Origin of the sequence: Streptomyces acidicola (assembly GCF_009377235.1) — a bacterium.
GTDB lineage: Bacteria > Actinomycetota > Actinomycetes > Streptomycetales > Streptomycetaceae > Streptomyces > Streptomyces acidicola.
In genome coordinates, this window is sequence record NZ_VMNX01000003.1 from 65,840 (window position 1) to 82,180 (window position 16,341).

Genomic DNA, 16,341 nt, shown 5'->3' on the forward strand with positions numbered 1-16,341 from the left:
CCCCGCCGCCCTACGGCCGCTCCCGGACCACCTCGGTCGCCGCCTTGTCGTCGCGCAACCCCAGGAACCGTGGATGGCGCAGCATCCCGTCCCGGGTCCACTCGGTGAACGCGACCTGCGCGACCAACTCCGGCTCGACCCATCGGGCACGCGGCTCGCGGACCCGGTCGACGAAAGGCGACGTCGGCCTGCGCATGCCTTCCAAGCGGCGGTGCAGCTCCATGAGGGTGCGGTCGTCGAGGCCCGTGCCGACCTTGCCCGCGTAACGCAGCCGCCCGCCCGGACCGTCCTCGTAATGGCCCAGCAGCAGGGCGCCGAACCCGACGCGGCTGCCGGCCGGCGCCGTGAAGCCGCCGATGACGAACTCCTGGCTCAGGGAGCACTTCAGCTTCAGCCAGTCCGGGGAGCGGCGCGGTTGGTAGCGGCTGCCCGCGCGTTTGGCGATCAGGCCCTCCCAGCCGCGGGCACACACGGTGGCGAGCAGTTCGGCACCGCCCTCGTTGCGGTGCGTCGTCATACGCAAGGGAGCCCGGTAGGTGAGGGCGCGGCGCAGCAGGGACTTGCGGAGACGCAGCGGTAGCTGTCTGGTGTCGGCGCCGTCCAGGCGGAGCAGGTCGAAGACGTAGTACGTCACGGCGACCGGGCTGGCCTCGACGTCACGGCGCCGGGTGAGGCCCATCCGCTGCTGGAGGCGGGAGAAGTCCGTGCGGCCGTGCCAGAACGCGACGATCTCCCCGTCGATCGTGAAGTCCTCGCACTCCTGGGCGGCGAGCGCGTCGACGACCTCCGGGTAGGTGGCGTTGATGCGGTTGCCCGAGCGGGAGTACAGGCCGACGCGGTCTCCTTCGCGTACGGCCAGCGCGCGGATCCCGTCCAGTTTCCGTTCGAAGATCCAGTCGCCGGAGAACTCGCGTCGGTCGTTCAGTGTGGCGAGCATCGGCTGGGAGGCCAGCTCGACTCCGGGGCGGGCCGGGCGCAACGGACGCCGCCCGGCATCGGGGAGTGTGGCGAGCAGGCCCGTCGTCATCGGGGCTCACTCCTGGCCGCTGTCGGCCGCCACCTGGGCGAGGGTGCGGCCGGTGCGGACGGAGCGGGCACGGCGGGGGTCCGGGGTCCCCCGGCCGGCCGCGCCGCCGCGCCCCTCGCGTGCCTTCACCAGGAGCCACGCCTCCTCACCGTCGTCCGTGCGGTCACGGAACCGCGTCAGCGCGAACTCGCCGCGCAGCTTCGAACCGTTCAGCCGGAACGTCGCGTGTCCGTGCTCCAACGCCTCTCCGAAGGGGACGGTCCGACCTCGGCGGTCGTGGCTCAGGGGCTCGTACGTGCCGTGGTCCCAGACGATGACGGTGCCGCCGCCGTACTCGCCCCTGGGGATCACGCCCTCGAACTCCTCGTACTCCAGCGGGTGGTCCTCGGTCGGGACGGCCAGCCGTTTGTCCTGCGGGTCGGTGGACGGGCCCTTCGGTACGGACCAGGACCTCAGTACGTCGTCGACCTGGAGCCGGAAGTCGAAGTGCATCCGGCGTGCGTCGTGGATCTGCACGACGAAACGGGGCGCGTCGCGCGCGGAGCCCTCGTGCGTGCCCGGGGAGGGCTCCTCGGTCCGGGTGAAATCACGCTTGCTCCGGTAGGTCCGGAGTCGGTCGTTCCCACTCACGTGCGGCTCCTTTCTCGGCGGCTGGCTCCGGTCGCCGACCGCTCGGTCGGAGGTGGCATCGACGGCCCGAGTACCCGGTGACGTTCCTCGCCACACGGCACATGACCGAGGGCCGATGGACGGGCACCGGTGCCGGAGGTCACCATGGGTGGATTTCCCCCCGAGTCCTCCCGGTGCGCGGTTCGTGGCGGAGGCCTGAGCGGTCTGGACGTGGGTGGCGGCGTGGTCGCGGCCGCCCGCACGCTCAGAAGACTTTGCAGAGAGTCATCGCGCCCACGTCGATTTCGCCGGCACCCCGTGGCGGGGTGGGCGGGGTCAGGCGCGACGCCAGCGGTTACGGCCGTCGGTTCCAGGGCCGCATACCATGAGGGTTCCTGCTTCGGTGACGCCGGTCGCTCCGGGCGGGGAGCAGAACGAGCCGGGATGTACGGTGCCGGCGCTCCCGCCGCCGGTGGAACCGCCGGAGGAGGACGAGGAGCCACTGCCGGTCGAACCGCCGCTCCCTGTGGAGCTCTCGTTGCTGTCGTCATCGGGGCCGTTGGCCGGGATCTTGTAGGTCGTGTCTTTCGCCGACGGGCAGCGCTGGACGAGGTCGGCGTCGGTCCAGTTGCCCAGGTCGAGGCCGACCGCGGTGGTGGAGGTGACCTTGGTTCCCTCGTTCGGGGACTGGAAGCACACCCGCCACTCGTCGCCGTCCTCTGCGGCTTCCTCGGCGGTCGGAGTGTCGGTGTCGAGGTAGACGTCGTCGAGTGTGACGCGGTCGAGGCCGATTCCGGCCTGCTTCAGATCCTGGACGGCCGTGTTGTAGGTGGCGCCGACGACGTCCGGCATCATCGGCCACGGGAGCGGGCCACCGTCCTTCTCAGGGCATGGCTCTGCGGTTTTGACTGCCGCGAAGTCGATGGTCTTCCCGGTCGTGTCGGCTTTCTGAAAACACACCGTCCACCCGGACCGCATGATGATTGCGCGGTTCTCCTCGGCCGCGTCATGGCCGCTGCTGGTGTATCCAGCGGAGCGTGCCAACTTCTCTGCCTCGTCCAGCGGTTTGCCGGTGTAGTCAGCGGCCTTCGGGGGCTTGGAAGAGGTTGGGGGCGAGGCGATGGCATGGGCACTTGCGGCGCCCTTGTCCTGTGGCTTGGCGGCGGCTTTGCCCGTCCCGCCGCTGTCGAGCTGTCCGCCCAGGCCCGAACCGACGGTCAGGAGCAGGAAGGCTCCGAACGTCGCGCCGAGCCTGGCGAACCAGCGCCAGGGCGGCAGCACCCATACCGCCACCATGGCGGCGATCATCACAAGGAAGCCGAGGGCGAAGCTGAAGGCGCCGAGCAGGGCAACCAGAGTGAGGATGCCGAGCGCGGCTGGGGTGGTCTTCCACCAAGGGCGGGAAGGGATCAGAGTGTTGTATGGGTTCACGTGGCGCTTAACGCCTCGGATGCGGGCACAGGCACGGGGTGGGCTCCTCCGGCCCTCGTACTGGCCGGGAGCGGAATGTCAGATGGAGTGCCGGGGCCCCTGGCCCGGGGGCGGCGTAAGGGGGAGGTGCAGGTCTCGTCGTCCATAAGCAGCTTCTCCGGGCTCAGGTCGGTGGTGGCCGTACAGTCGTATTCGGTCAGGATCAGGCGCTTGGTGCCGTATTTGCCGTACTTGGCGATCTCGTTGTTCTTCGCGCTGCCCGACTCCAAGGGGAAGGCATTCAGGATGTAGTCGGTGTCCTCGGCCGAGACGCCCTACAGATGGAAGAGGTACGCGTCCAACTTGCCCGGAACTGGGCGCTGGTCTCGTCCCAGCGACACGGCTCGCCTTCGTCGCCAGGTCGCGGGCAAGCGGGGCATGTCGAAAGGCAGAAGCCGCGGCGAGTCCGAGAAAAGCTGCTGTGAGTTCGTCCCCATGGCGATCGTCCTGGGCAGGATCACGCCGAACCGCGCCTTGGGTCGCGGTGACTCGTCGAAAGGCGACCGTGACCTGCGCTCCAGTACATGTCGGCCTCGGCCGGGGTGCGATGTGCTAGGCATGACGCCATGCCGCTGCCGCACTTCGAACTCAGCAGTTCTCAGTACCGGCTCCTGGCCGAAGCGATCGTTGCGCCTGTCCCGGACCCCGCCACCGCAGAGGCCGCCCAACGGGAGTGTCTCGCACGGGGGTTGGACCCGGACGATGTTCGCGCGGACGCTTCGGAGCTGCTCCTTCTGGGGCTCGTCGTCCGGGAGAGGCGCGCTCTGGCGCTGACGCCCCTTGGCGCTGCGGTTCATTACCGACTGGCTCACGAGGAAGCCGAGCAGCGGTTGGCCGCAGTGGTACAGGTCGCCGAAGCCGCGGACGACGTGAGCCCTCGGCTCGCGCGGGCTGTGCGGCAACTGGCGCAGGGGAGCCTGTCACTCGGCGAGGCGCTTGCGGAGGTGGGTGGCGGTGATTGACGGCGGAGCGCTTCTCAGTCACGCGTCTCCCACGCGCCGGACAGCCGTGGCTCTCACGCATCGCCGAGGTCATCCGTGAACAACGTGCCCTGTCCACGACGCCGGACCTTTCGAGCCCCTGGCATGACAGGCAGGACCTGGGTCGCGGCCAGGTCCGCGATCGTCACCGTGCCGGCGTCCAGAACTCGGGTGAGCAAGTCGCCTTGCGCAGAGGAGAGGTCGGTGAGACGGCGCAGGACAGAGAGCAACTCGATGAGCTCGGTGGTCCACTCGTGGGGCCAGCTGTCCACGTGGATGTCGTCCAGCGGGCTGGTTCTCTTACTGGTGGGGGACGCCTTGCGATAGCCGAACCACTTGTTGACCACACGCATGCCCCCGACGTCGTACATCCACACCGCCTCCGGAACGGGTGCGAAGGCGCCTTCGCCCACGTACAGGGTCTGCGCCTCGGCGTCGTGGCGGATGTGGTCCGGTAGTCCGTCGCCGATGTGGGTCAGGTACTGCACCTGCCGCTTGTCGCCGTACGGGAACAGCACGTTCCTCGCTGGGCGCCCTTCAGCCGGGTTGACGAAGCCTTCGCCATATGTCGAGGCCCACAGCACATCATGGCCCAGTCGGACCCCCGTCTCCCACAACTCACGCTCCCGCGTGAGCGGAAGTCGTACGCCGGGGGTCAGCAGTTCCTCCTTGAAGCGCTCGGTGAAGCCTCCGTGCCCGGCGATGGCGACCGCGTACGCCGCCAGGTCCTGCGCGGTGACCTGCTTCAGACCCAGGTCCCGGGCGAGGTACGGCAACAGGCCGGTGGCGGTGTTGGGGGAGCCATCGGGGTGGAGCAGTGGCATGGTTCTGCCGCCGCGGCCGTTGAAATAGTGCGTGTCGGGCAGCAGATGGGTCGCCACCAGCGCGGCACCGGAATCGATGGCGTGCGATGTCTGCTGATTGAGGAAGATCTGTCCTGGCTGCAGCGATGCCCACAGGTCGGGCCTGGGGTAGTCGAGCACGCGGTTGTCCCCGATCAGGTACTGCCGGTCGAAGCTGCGCAGAGCGATGCGTATGAGTTCCGGCGTGGTGTCTGTCTCCTGCGCGAGTGGACGGGCCGGACCGCCGAGTCCCGGCAGCCCTTCCCTCCGTGCGGTCAGTGTCCGATCGCGGGTCTCCTTGAACTGTTTCGCCTTCTCCGCAGGGTCGGTCTCGCGGACCATCCGGGCCCATCTGCGGCGCAGGGTCTCGGGGGAGGGCGCACTGACCCACGAACGGTTTGCCTTCGAGCCTGGGCTGCCCCAGGGGAACAGGTCCGTGAGCTCAGGGAAGTCCTCCCAACCTGAGCGTGTGGACGGGGTGAACGGGCGAGGGCTCTCGTCGTGCGCGTCGCGCCAGCCAGCGTCGTCCAGGCGGATGTCCCTGATCTGACGGAACTTGTCCGCGCGTCGCCCGGTGACCTCTCGGTAGTGGACGCGGGCCCGGTGCCGCGGCCCACGTACCGCGTCTGCTCTCCGTACGAAGATGTGGATGGCGAGAGGCTGGGCCACTTCCGGGAAAACGCGGCAGGGGACGGGCGAGCGCTGGCCCTCGGGCGAGAGGTTGATGATCCAGCCCTCGTCGCATGTGCGGCGCAGGTAGTCACGCATGCCGCGCCCTCCGGGTCCGGTGGCCCACCCGGACGGGGTGATGAGGCAGACGACTCCGTGCCGGTCCTCCGGATGGGCGTCGAAGACCTTCCAGGTCGCCCAGCGCCAGAAATACACGTGCATGTTCTTGAGCATGTGCTCGTAGCGGCCGTTGTCCGGGTAACGGAAGTCGTCGAGCAGTGGCGATTCTCGGCCGTCGGTGCGTTTCTCCACCCAGCCGCCGCGGCCTTCCGCCTTGTCGTCGTAAGGAGGGTTCGCGATCACGGCGGTGACCGGGGTCCGGGCCTTGATGCGGTTGGCGCGTCTGCGGGAGTCGGAGAGAGCCCCGTAAGTGGAGACCAGGTACTCCTCCTCCACGAACGGGTTGTCCAACGTGTCCGTCACGAAGAGGTTGAGTCCCTCTCGGGGCAGCGCCGCGCGGTACTTCTTGAGGAGGTCGGACGCGCGCAGCTCGGCGACTGCGAAAGGGCCCATCTGCAGTTCGAAACCGAACAGGCGGGAGGCGAGGCGGGAGATCGCGTCGCGGGCCATCGCCGGTCCATGTCGGTGCATGGCCTGCTCGGCCACCCGCTCCATGACGGTGTGGAGAAAGGTGCCCGTGCCCATGGCCGGGTCGATGATCTTTACCTTCTCACCGCCGAACCCCTCCTCCTGGCCGAGCCGGGTCCGTAGGACGTCCTCGGTGAGGCGGACCATCTCCTCCACGATCTCGTGAGGCGTGTAGTACGAACCGCTCTGCTGCCGCAGTGCCGGGTCGTAGACCGTGAGGAAGTGCTCGTAGAGATGGAGGTACGCGTCACGGTTGCCCGACCGGATCGTGGGCCAGTCCACCTCCGCGATGGTGCGGGTCAGGAGGTCCAGTGTGACGGTGAAGCGTTCGTTGACGTTGTCGGTGAGCAGTTGCAGAGACTTGCCCATGAGGGCGTGGTCGGCGTCCAGCCGACGGCCGATCTCGTGGAAGGCGTTGGGGGTGAGAGGGATGTCCTCGGTGCGAGCCAGCAACAGGGCGAAGGTCACAGTCTGGGCGTAGCCGTCGGCGAACGTCGCAGCGTCGGCGGACGGGAAGAGTAATCGCCGCCAGTCGTTCTTGAGTCCGGTGAAGGGGTGGGCGCGTGCGTCGTCGTCGGCCGCCGAGGACCTTGCTTCGAACGCCAGTTGCTCTAACACGGTTGAGCGCAGCAGACGGCACAGCGGCGCGATGTGCTGGACCAGGCGGGACACTTGGGTGATCCGCGGGGGTGCCCAGCGCAGGAACTGCCTCAGCAGAGCGTCGAACGCGGCCGCGTCTACGGGCGTGAGCCGGTCACCGGCGTCCTTGAGTGCTCCTCGGAAGAGCACCGCCTCGCCGAGTTGCTCGCCGTGGCGGAAGAGCCGCCACTCGGTGCCGTTGGAATAGAGAAGGTTGGGCAGGTCCCGCAGCTTCTGCCACTGCTCCCGGTTGGCCTTGCTGAAGGTTTCCGGATCCACTGGGAGACCGGGTTTCTTCAACTCGATATAACCGGTGAGTTCACCCTTCGCGCGCACCGCGTAGTCGGGGCGCACTCCCAGATCGGGGATGCGGAACTCGTCGTGCCAGGTCACCTCGTGGTGCTGGTGATGCTCACCGACGGTGCGGAGCAGCGCCTCCAGTGGGCCGCGGATCGCGGACTCCTGACCGCCTCCTCCGGACAGCTTCTGTCGACACTGCTCTCCGAACTCGGACACGGCTGTGCGCAACCAGCCGTACTCGTCCTCAGACACGTCCCCACCCCCGAATGAGAAGTGCCCCAGGCAGTCTCCCGCTCCGGGGCTGTCATACATGACGGGCGTCAGATGCGCTGCGTTCAAGAATCGTGACGGAACGTCATGCTTGTTGTCCATCCCCGTAGTCTCGGCTTTTTCGACAACGGCACGAAAGCGTCCCATCCAAGGCGATCCGGCGAAAGGGTGATGCTCGGCTGAGGAGTTCTGGTGCGAGCCAACCGCCCCTGTGGCCCTGCGGGGTGAATCAGCTCATTCTTCTCGGCTTCGTGCTCCTGACGCGACCCATCTTTTATATATGTGAACATCGTTTTGCATGGGAGACGTCAGGCCTTGAAGATGACCCGGAGCCGTCGACCGAACGGCCGGAGGGCGGCGAGGGCTGATGGCGTGGGACTCCGCGGCGATGCTGGTGCTGGCCGGGGTCGCGGCCGGGCTCGCGGGGTCGGTCGCGGGGCTGGCCTCCTTGTTCAGCTACCCCGCGCTGCTCGCGGCCGGGCTTGCGCCCGTCGCCGCCAACGTGACCAACACGGTGGCGCTGTTCTCCAACACCGTGGGTACCGCGGCCGGTTCGCGGGCCGAGTTGCGTGGGCAGGGGGAACGGCTCCTGCGGCTGGGGATCATCGCCGCGCTCGGCGGCGCCGTCGGTGCCGCACTGCTGCTCGGCACCCCGTCCTCGGCGTTCGAGGCGGTCGTGCCGTGGCTCATCGCCCTCGGCTCGGTGCTGATCCTCGTGCGCGATCCCCTGCGGAGGCTGGTGGCGTCACGAGCGTCGGAGACCGGATCGGCTCGACCCACCCTCCCGCTGACCTGCGCGGTGTTGCTCGTGGGGCTGTACGGCGGCTACTTCGGCGCGGCCGCCGGGGTGCTGATGCTGGCGGTGCTGTCGCTGTCTGCCGCCGAACCGCTCCCCGTGACCAACGCGGTGAAGAACATCGCGACCGGGGCGGCGAACCTCACCGCGGCCGTCGCGTACGCCGTCGTGGCGCCGGTGGACTGGATCGCCGCCGTGGTCCTCGGGCTCGGTGCGCTGCTGGGCAGTTGGGTGGGCCCCATGGTCGTACGGCGGCTGCCCGAGACCCCGTTGCGGATCGGCATCGCCCTCGCCGGGCTGGGCCTGGCCGGCAGCCTGTGGTACCAAGCCCAGGCCTGAGTCACCGGACGGCGAGTTCGGCCTCCCGTAGGGGGAAGGGGACGACGGCGGGTCCCACGACGGCGGGTCCCACGACGTCGGTGTGCGTCGTGGTGCCGGCGCGGCTCTCCCTGTCCGTCGTCTCGTGGACGGCGATCCGGGCCTCGATGCGGTCGTCAAGGGCGAGTTCGGTCTTCGCCATGCCGTCGTCGGTGGTGGTGGCGGCGGTGGTGGTGGTGGCGGGTCGCGTGGACTCGCTCGTACGGACCGTCCGTGTCAGCACGGCGCGCGAACCGGTGCGCTCCTCCCGCGTCCGGAACAGCCAGGCGACGTCCCGTCCGAAGGACCACAGCAGCGAACCGAGGGCCGCGGCCACCAGAGCGAACGTCACCCCGTACGGCAGCCACCCGGACGCGGCCGCCAGCAGGACGACCCCCTGGACCGCCGCCACCGTCTTGCGCGCCATGCTGTGCGGCAGGGAACCGTTCAGCCACGGCATCACCCGCGCCGCCGCCACGAACCCGTACCGCATCAGACCGATCAGCAGCACCCACGGGCCGAGCGCCATCGACACGTACACGCTCAGCACCAGGATCAGGAACGCGTCGACCTCCATGTCGAAGCGCGCACCCAGCGCGGTCGACGTGCCCGTGCGGCGGGCGACCTTGCCGTCCACGCCGTCCAGAATCAGCGCCACCGCCGTGAGACCGACGAAGAGGGAGACCGGCGGCGAGCTCTGGAAGGAGTCCGCGACCAGAGCGGTGATGCCGCCGACGAGTGTCGCCCGGCCGAGCGTGACACGGTTGGCGGGGCCGAAGGAGCGGGGCCGGGTGCGGCGCAGGGCGCGGTTCAGGACCGCCCAGGTGGCGAGCGCGAACGCCAGACCCGTCAGCCAGCCCGCCGGGCCCATCCCGATCGCCGTGCCCAGGAACGCAAGGAGCAGGAGTTGCGCACCCGCGCCCACCGCCGTCTCCTGGAACAACGGCCGTGCATCGTACGTGTTGTTCAGGGCCACCGCATACCTTCCGAACGTGTGACAGAGTCGATCATCGCCGCGTACCGTGTGCGCGACTCCCACCGCTGCGTACGTGGAGAAGCGCCCGACTGTTCAGAGAGACCCACATGAAACGCACAGTCCGTTCCTTCTGGCTCCGCTCGCCCGGGCAGGGGGAGATCCGGGAGACCACGCTGCCGGAGACCGGTGAGGGAGAGGTTCTCGTAAGGACTCTGTGTTCCGGGGTGAGCCGGGGCACCGAGACGCTCGTCTTCCGAGGTGGCGTGCCCGAGAGCCAGTACACCGCGATGCGCGCGCCTTTCCAGGAGGGCGAGTTCCCCGGGCCCGTGAAGTACGGCTACCTCAGCGTCGGACGAGTGGAGGAGGGGCCGGAGGAGCTGGTGGGCCGGACCGTCTTCTGTCTGTATCCGCACCAGACCCGGTACGTCGTGCCCGCGAGCGCCGTGACCGTCGTACCGGAGAACGTGCCCGCCACACGGGCCGTCCTCGCCGGGACCGTCGAGACCGCGGTCAACGCCCTGTGGGACGCGGCGCCACTGATCGGCGACCGGATAGCCGTGGTCGGCGGTGGCATGGTCGGGTGTTCCGTCGCCGCCCTGCTGGCCAAGTACCCGGGTGTGCGCGTGCAACTCGTCGACGCCGATCCCGCCCGCGCCGGCATCGCCCGCGCGCTCGGTGTCGACTTCGCACTGCCCGCCGACGCGCCCGGGGAGTGCGACCTCGTCGTGCACGCCAGCGCCACGGAGCAGGGGCTCACCCGGTCGCTGGAACTCCTGCGCGACGAGGGCACGGTGATCGAGCTCAGCTGGTACGGCGACCGGCGCGTCTCGCTGCCGCTCGGCGAGGCCTTCCACTCACGGCGGCTCGTCGTGCGCAGCAGCCAGGTGGGCGCCGTCTCCGCGGCGCGGCGCGCCGGCCGTACGTACGCCGACCGGCTCGCGCTCGCCCTCGAACTCCTCGCCGACCCCGCCTTCGACGCCCTCGTCACGGGGGAGTGCGGCTTCGAGGAACTGCCCGACGTGATGCCCGGGCTCACTTCCGGTGAACTGCCCGGACTGTGCCACCGCGTGCTCTACGACACCGAACAGGTCACACGCCCGTCTGTTCCCTGAACAGGCCGAACGGAAGCCTGACCTCCAAAGAAACAGCAAAAGAGGTCTGAACAACGGGTAGGGACCAGCCGTACTACACGGCATGCCCCGGCCGGGGGCAGACGCACCGCACTGGAGGGTCGTCCGTTGTTCAGCATCACTGTCCGCGATCACATCATGATCGCCCACAGCTTCCGCGGAGAGGTCTTCGGACCCGCGCAGCGCCTGCACGGGGCCACGTTCCTCGTGGACGCCACCTTCCGCCGCGCCGAGCTGGACGACGACAACATCGTCGTCGACATCGGGCTGGCCACCCAGGAACTCGGGGCCGTGGTGAGCGAGTTGAACTACCGAAACCTCGACAACGAGCCCGACTTCGCGAACACCAACACCTCGACGGAGTTCCTCGCCAAGGTCATCGCCGACCGCCTCGCCGAGCGCATCCACAAGGGGGCGCTGGGCGAGGGCGCCAAGGGCGTCGCCGGCATCACCGTCACACTCCACGAGTCGCACATCGCCTGGGCGAGTTACGAGCGTGCCCTGTGACCGACATGACCCTCGACAAGGCGACCGTCGACACAGCCAGGGCAACCCGGGCATCCCGGGACGGTCAGACGAGGCTCGACTACGTGCCCGTCCAGAACACGGTCCTGAAGAACGCCGCGATCCTCCCCATGTCCCTGCGCTCCGTGCACTTCGTCATGCCGGGCGGTGTCGACGACCCGTCCCGGCCGAGCGGCGGCAACGCCTATGACCGCCGGATCTGCCTCGACCTGCCCGGCTTCGGCTGGCAGGTCCACAAGCACATGCTCGACGGCAACTGGCCCCGGCCCGGCGCGGACGCCCGCGCCGAACTCGCCCGCACGCTGGCGGACCTGCCCGACGGCACCGTCGTCCTCCTCGACGGACTTGTCGCCTGCGGCGTCCCCGAGATCGTGGCCCCCGAGGCCGAACGGCTGTGCCTGGCCGTGCTCGTACACCTTCCGCTGGCCGACGAGACCGGTCTGAAGCCCGAGGACGCGGCGGAACTCGACGCACTGGAGCGGGCCACCCTGCGGGCCGTGCCCGCCGTGATCGCCACCAGCGACTGGGCCGTACGACGGCTCGTGTCCCACCACGGGCTCGCCCCCGAGCGCGTCCACGTCGCCGCGCCCGGAGCCGACATCGCTCCCGTCGCCTCCGGCACCGACGGCGTCTCCCGGCTGCTGTGCGTCGCGGCCGTGACTCCGCGCAAGGGACAGCACCGGCTGGTGGAGGCCCTCGCGACCGTCACCGACCTGCCGTGGAGCTGTGTCCTGGTGGGCGGGCTCGAACAGGACCCCGATTATGTCGACCACATCCGAGCCCTCGTCAAGGAGTTCGGCCTGGAGGGCCGACTGCACCTGGCGGGCCCGCAGGCCGGCGCCGAACTCGACGCCAGCTACGCCTCCGCCGACCTCATGGTCCTCACCTCCTACGCGGAGACGTACGGCATGGCCGTCACCGAGGCCCTCGCCCGCGGCATCCCCGTGCTGGCCACCGATGTCGGCGGACTGCCCGAGGCCGTGGGCCGCGCCCCCGACGGAGGAGTGCCCGGCATCCTCGTACCGCCGGAGAACCCCGCGGCCATCGCGGCCGAACTGCGCGGCTGGTTCGGCGAGGCCGACGTACGGCGCCGCCTCAAGGCCGCCGCCCGTGGCCGCCGGGCCGCGCTGGGCGGCTGGGCCAGGACGGCGCGCAGCCTGGCCGGAGTGCTGGGACGGCTGCGCCACGAACCACGGAAGGCGGCGTGAGATGAGTACGACGACACCCGCGGCGACCACGGGAGCCGAGTCGGCGTCCACTGCGACCACGGGAGCCGAGCCGGCGTCCACAGGCACGCGCCTGAGCCTGGCCGGGCGCGGCGAGGGCACGGCCGCCGCCCCGAGCGCGCCGCCCGAGGAGCACGGTTACGCGCCCCAGTGGCTTGAGTTGCGTGAGCCCGCCGACGCCAACGCCCGGGCCGCCGACCTCCTCGACCCGCTGCGCATCCGGCTCGCCAACCTGCCGGACCGCGCCAAGGGCCTGGTCGTCCACGACCTCGGCTGCGGCACCGGCTCGATGGGCCGCTGGCTCGCCCCCCTCCTCGACGGCGCCCAACAGTGGGTGCTGCACGACCACGACGCGGACCTGCTGCGTCTGGCCACGGCGCGGGCGCCCCGCGCGGCGGGCGACGGCAGCCCCGTCACGGTCACCACACTGCGCGGCGATCTAGGGCGCCTGACGGCGGCCGACCTGGAGGGCGCCTCGCTCGTCACGGCCTCCGCGCTGCTCGACGTCCTCACCCGGGACGAGATCGCCGCGCTCGCGGAGGCCTGTGTGGGCGCCGGATGCCCGGCCCTGCTGACGCTGTCCGTCGCCGGCCGGGTCGAGCTCACCCCCTCGGACCCCCTGGACGCCGAGATGGCGGAGGCTTTCAACGCCCACCAGCGCCGGGGCGATCTGCTCGGTCCCGACGCGGTCACCGTGGCCTGCGAGGCCTTCTCCGAGCGGGGCGCGACCGTGCGGGTGCACCCGAGCCCCTGGCAACTCGGTCCCGAACACGCCGAGTTGGCGCAGGAGTGGCTGCGCGGCTGGGTCGGCGCCGCATGCGAGCAGCGCCCCGAGCTCGCGGAGCGCGCCGAGGCGTACCTGGAGCGGAGGCTGGAGCAGTGCGCGGCCGGTGACCTGCGGGTGGTGGTCCACCACAGCGACGTACTGGCCCTGCCCCGGCCGACGGGCGGGGCGTCATGAGCGCACCGGTGGAGGAGGCGGTCGAGGCACATCGACGGAGCGGCGCCGAGCGCGTCTCCCCTCGCGGCTTGAGGACGTGTCGGAACCCGGACGTGCCCCTGCCCGACGTGACCGTGCGCACCTGCTCGTCCACCACGAACCCGCACACGGCGGCGAACACAACGGCGAACACAACGGCGAACACAACGGCGAACACGGCACCGGACAGGAGCCCGCGGACATCGGCGACCGACACCGGCCCGCACGAGACCTCGCCCGGCACGGAGCCGCACACCACACAGGCCGACCCGACGCCACAGCAGGAACCGACCGCCAAGCCTCGTGCCGCGGCCAAGCTGTTCCGCGCCCTGCGCACCCACTTCGGCACCCTCGCCGGCACCGCCATCCTCGCCGTGCTGGTCTGGCGGCTCGGCACCGGCGTCTTCCTCGACGGGCTGCGGCGCGTCGACCCCCCGACCCTGCTGGCAGCGCTCGCCATCGGCGCGGTCACCACGGTGCTCAGCGCCTGGCGCTGGTGCGTGGTGGCGCGCGGGCTGGGCGTCCGGCTGCCGCTGGGCCCGGCCGTCGCGGACTACTACCGCGCGCTGTTCCTCAACGCGGCCCTGCCCGGCGGTGTCCTCGGCGACGTCCACCGCGCCGTGCGCCACGGGCAGAGCTCCGGCGACATGGGGCGCGGCGTCCGCGCGGTCGTACTGGAGCGCGCCGCGGGGCAGATCGCGCTGGTCGTGGTCGGTGTAACGGTCCTGCTGACCCAGCCCTCCCCGGTACTTCAGGAGACCCGCCGGTTCGCCGCCCTGCTGGGCCTTGCCGCGCTCGGCGGGCTCGCGATCTGGGCCGCGGTCCGCATGGGCCGCACCACCGGGTCCGCGCGCCGCGGGCGTGCGCCGCGCACCCTGCTCGTCGAGGCACGCGGAGCCCTGCTCGGCCGCCGCAACTGGCCCGCCGTCGTGATCTCGTCGGTCGCGACGCTGGCCGGGTACGTCGTGATGTTCCTGCTCGCCGCCCGGGTCGCGGGATCCGCCGCGTCCGTGGCCGAACTGGTGCCGCTCGCGGTGCTGGCGCTGCTCGCCATGGCCCTGCCGCTGAACGTCGGCGGCTGGGGCCCCCGGGAGGGTGTCACCGCCTGGTCGTTCGCGGCGGCGGGCCTGGGCGCCTCCCAGGGGCTGACCGTGGCCGTGGTGTACGGCGTGCTCAGTTTCGCGGCTGCCCTGCCCGGCGTTCTCGTGCTCGTCGCACGCTGGTACATGGGCCTGCGGGCGAAGGGAGCGCGTCAGGAGGACGCGACGGAATCCCTGCCGGGAGCGCCGGCCGGGCCGGCTGAGCCGGCGGAAACCCCGTCAGAGGTGACCCTGTCAGAGGTGACCACGCAGAAGTACGCCCCGAAGGCCTCTACCAGCCCCGCCAGAAGCTCCTTTCCCTTCTCGGCGGACCCCATCGAAGGACGGCCGATGACACCGGACTCGGTGTAGGCCGACATACCGAGGGAGAGGAGATGACGGCGGTCGTCGGCAAGCAGATCGGCGGACTCGTAACCGGCCCGGACCAATTCGGGATGGCAATGCAGAAGTATGGAGGTCTCTATTTCTCCCGCATGCATATCACTGAGCAACGAGGTCTCGACACCCGCCCGCTCCCGAGCGGCGTCCCAGTCCTCCAGTGCCGGGAAGAGCGCCATGCGATGTCCCTCGGCGGTGGATTCCTGCACCACATTTCCCAGGACGTAATTCCCGCCGTGCCCGTTGACCACGACCAGCGCCTCGACACCCGACCGGCGCAGGGAGGCAGCGATGTCCCGTACCACGGCGTGCAGGGTCACGGCGGAGATGCTCACCGTGCCCGGCCAGGCCGCGTGCTCGTGCGAGCAGGAGATGGTCACGGGCGGCAGCAGGTGCACCGGGTACGCCGCGGCGATCTCCCGGGCCACCGCGCAGGCGACCAGTGTGTCCGTGGCGAGCGGCAGATACGGACCGTGCTGTTCGAGACTGCCGACCGGGAGCACGGCGGCCTGCCGGGCCACGCCCGCTCCCCGGGCCCGTACGTCCTCGGTGGTGTCCGCCGGCACCAGAGCCGATACCGTCGGCAGCGGCCCCTTCGGAGTCTGCTGCGTTCCCGAACTGCTCATGTTTTCCCGGCCTTTCGTCTCCGCTGATGCTCCGGCATTTTCGCATGACGCCAGGGCTTACCAGATAGGAACCAGATCATGACAGAAACTGCTGACGTGCTCGGCGCTAATGCCCAGGCCTCCGGTGCCGTACGCGTGGTGAATGCGCCCCTGCCCACCGTGTACGGCGACTTCGAGGCCGTCGGCTACCTCGACCAGGACCGCGGTGAGGAACAAGTCGCGCTCGTGTACGGCGACATCGACGCCACCGACGGTGAGGGAATTCTCACCCGCCTGCATTCGGAATGCCTGACCGGCGACGCGTTCGGGTCCCAGCACTGCGAGTGCGGCGACCAACTCGACAGCGCGCTGCGGTCCATCGTGGCCGAGGGCCGGGGCATCCTCGTCTATCTGCGCGGGCACGAGGGCCGGGGCATCGGCCTGCTCGCCAAGCTGCAGGCGATGAAGCTCCAGTCGGAGGGCCTGGACACGGTGGAGGCGAACATCGCGCTCGGGCTGCCCGTGGACGCCCGCGACTACCGGGTCGCGGCGGAGATGCTGCACGACCTCGGGGTCCGCTCGGTGCGGCTGATGTCGAACAACCCGCGCAAGCGCGAGGCACTGCTGCGGCACGGCATCAAGGTCGCCGAGCAGGTGCCGCTGCTGATCACTCCGTGCGAGGACAACATCGCCTACCTGCGCACGAAGCGGGAGCGGTTGGACCACTATCTGCCCCACCTTGAGGCAGCGGCGGTCCGTTCTTCTTGAGGCCGGCTGCTGTCTGCGGGTTTGTGTGTGGTTGCTCGCGCCCGCGC

13 protein-coding genes and 2 pseudogenes are annotated in these 16,341 nt (G+C 70.1%); 8 read left to right on the forward strand and 7 right to left on the reverse strand.

Features of this window, described 5'->3' with window-relative positions; genetic code table 11:
- Positions 1-10: 10 nt before the first annotated feature.
- From ligD to FPZ41_RS02450, 4 genes are all read right to left on the reverse strand, one after another.
- Positions 11-1,027 (reverse strand): non-homologous end-joining DNA ligase, encoded by a 1,017-nt coding sequence (gene ligD / locus FPZ41_RS02435; RefSeq protein ID WP_152858521.1) that lies wholly within the window; start codon positions 1,025-1,027, stop codon positions 11-13.
- 6 nt (positions 1,028-1,033) lie between these two features.
- The gene (locus FPZ41_RS02440) at positions 1,034-1,657 is read right to left on the reverse strand and encodes a DNA polymerase ligase N-terminal domain-containing protein (RefSeq protein WP_322619739.1); all 624 of its coding nucleotides are present in this window, start codon (positions 1,655-1,657) and stop codon (positions 1,034-1,036) included.
- 315 nt (positions 1,658-1,972) lie between these two features.
- Positions 1,973-3,067 carry a PASTA domain-containing protein gene (locus tag FPZ41_RS02445; RefSeq protein ID WP_322619740.1) on the reverse strand — a complete coding sequence of 365 codons (1,095 nt, stop codon included), beginning with the start codon at positions 3,065-3,067 and terminating at the stop codon, positions 1,973-1,975.
- Complete coding sequence (locus FPZ41_RS02450; RefSeq protein ID WP_152858524.1) at positions 3,064-3,336, reverse strand: hypothetical protein; 273 nt, start codon at positions 3,334-3,336, stop codon at positions 3,064-3,066. Before FPZ41_RS02450 ends, FPZ41_RS02445 begins: the two co-directional genes overlap by 4 nt.
- 336 nt (positions 3,337-3,672) lie before the next feature.
- Between FPZ41_RS02450 and FPZ41_RS02455 the strand changes: the two genes are divergently transcribed.
- Positions 3,673-4,068 (forward strand): hypothetical protein, encoded by a 396-nt coding sequence (locus FPZ41_RS02455; RefSeq protein ID WP_152858527.1) that lies wholly within the window; start codon positions 3,673-3,675, stop codon positions 4,066-4,068.
- Positions 4,069-4,121: 53 nt separating this feature from the next.
- Here FPZ41_RS02455 and FPZ41_RS02460 read toward each other — a convergent pair whose 3' ends face one another.
- Complete coding sequence (locus FPZ41_RS02460) at positions 4,122-7,436, reverse strand: type ISP restriction/modification enzyme (protein ID WP_322619741.1); 3,315 nt, start codon at positions 7,434-7,436, stop codon at positions 4,122-4,124.
- 385 nt (positions 7,437-7,821) lie between these two features.
- Between FPZ41_RS02460 and FPZ41_RS02465 the strand changes: the two genes are divergently transcribed.
- Positions 7,822-8,589: a sulfite exporter TauE/SafE family protein gene (locus FPZ41_RS02465; protein WP_152858530.1), complete on the forward strand. Its 768-nt coding sequence runs from the start codon at positions 7,822-7,824 to the stop codon at positions 8,587-8,589.
- 289 nt (positions 8,590-8,878) lie between these two features.
- Here the strand turns inward: FPZ41_RS02465 and FPZ41_RS02470 are convergent.
- Positions 8,879-9,583 (reverse strand): annotated as a pseudogene (locus FPZ41_RS02470) (CDP-alcohol phosphatidyltransferase family protein); the annotation flags it as partial.
- A 107-nt stretch (positions 9,584-9,690) separates the two neighbouring features.
- On the opposite strand from FPZ41_RS02470, the gene FPZ41_RS02475 reads away from it, so the two are divergent.
- The 5 genes and pseudogenes from FPZ41_RS02475 to FPZ41_RS47815 all read left to right on the forward strand — a co-directional run.
- Positions 9,691-10,695 (forward strand): zinc-dependent alcohol dehydrogenase, encoded by a 1,005-nt coding sequence (locus tag FPZ41_RS02475; protein WP_152858533.1) that lies wholly within the window; start codon positions 9,691-9,693, stop codon positions 10,693-10,695.
- A 126-nt stretch (positions 10,696-10,821) separates the two neighbouring features.
- On the forward strand, positions 10,822-11,220 hold the full coding sequence (locus FPZ41_RS02480; RefSeq protein ID WP_152858536.1) for a 6-pyruvoyl trahydropterin synthase family protein: 399 nt from the start codon (positions 10,822-10,824) through the stop codon (positions 11,218-11,220).
- Positions 11,217-12,446, forward strand: coding sequence for a glycosyltransferase family 4 protein (locus FPZ41_RS02485; protein ID WP_322619742.1), 1,230 nt, complete (start codon positions 11,217-11,219; stop codon positions 12,444-12,446). Before FPZ41_RS02480 ends, FPZ41_RS02485 begins: the two co-directional genes overlap by 4 nt.
- Before the next feature lies 1 nt (position 12,447).
- Positions 12,448-13,425, forward strand: a complete 978-nt coding sequence (locus FPZ41_RS02490; protein WP_152858538.1) for a class I SAM-dependent methyltransferase — start codon at positions 12,448-12,450, stop codon at positions 13,423-13,425.
- Positions 13,422-14,576: pseudogene (locus FPZ41_RS47815) on the forward strand (lysylphosphatidylglycerol synthase transmembrane domain-containing protein); the annotation flags it as partial. The gene FPZ41_RS02490 and the pseudogene FPZ41_RS47815, both read left to right, overlap by 4 nt.
- Before the next feature lie 119 nt (positions 14,577-14,695).
- On the opposite strand, the gene FPZ41_RS02500 reads toward FPZ41_RS47815, so the two are convergent.
- Complete coding sequence (locus FPZ41_RS02500; protein ID WP_152858542.1) at positions 14,696-15,547, reverse strand: creatininase family protein; 852 nt, start codon at positions 15,545-15,547, stop codon at positions 14,696-14,698.
- Between the two features lie 78 nt (positions 15,548-15,625).
- Between FPZ41_RS02500 and ribA the strand changes: the two genes are divergently transcribed.
- Positions 15,626-16,294: a GTP cyclohydrolase II gene (ribA, locus tag FPZ41_RS02505; RefSeq protein ID WP_152858544.1), complete on the forward strand. Its 669-nt coding sequence runs from the start codon at positions 15,626-15,628 to the stop codon at positions 16,292-16,294.
- The last annotated feature ends 47 nt before the right edge of the window (positions 16,295-16,341 follow it).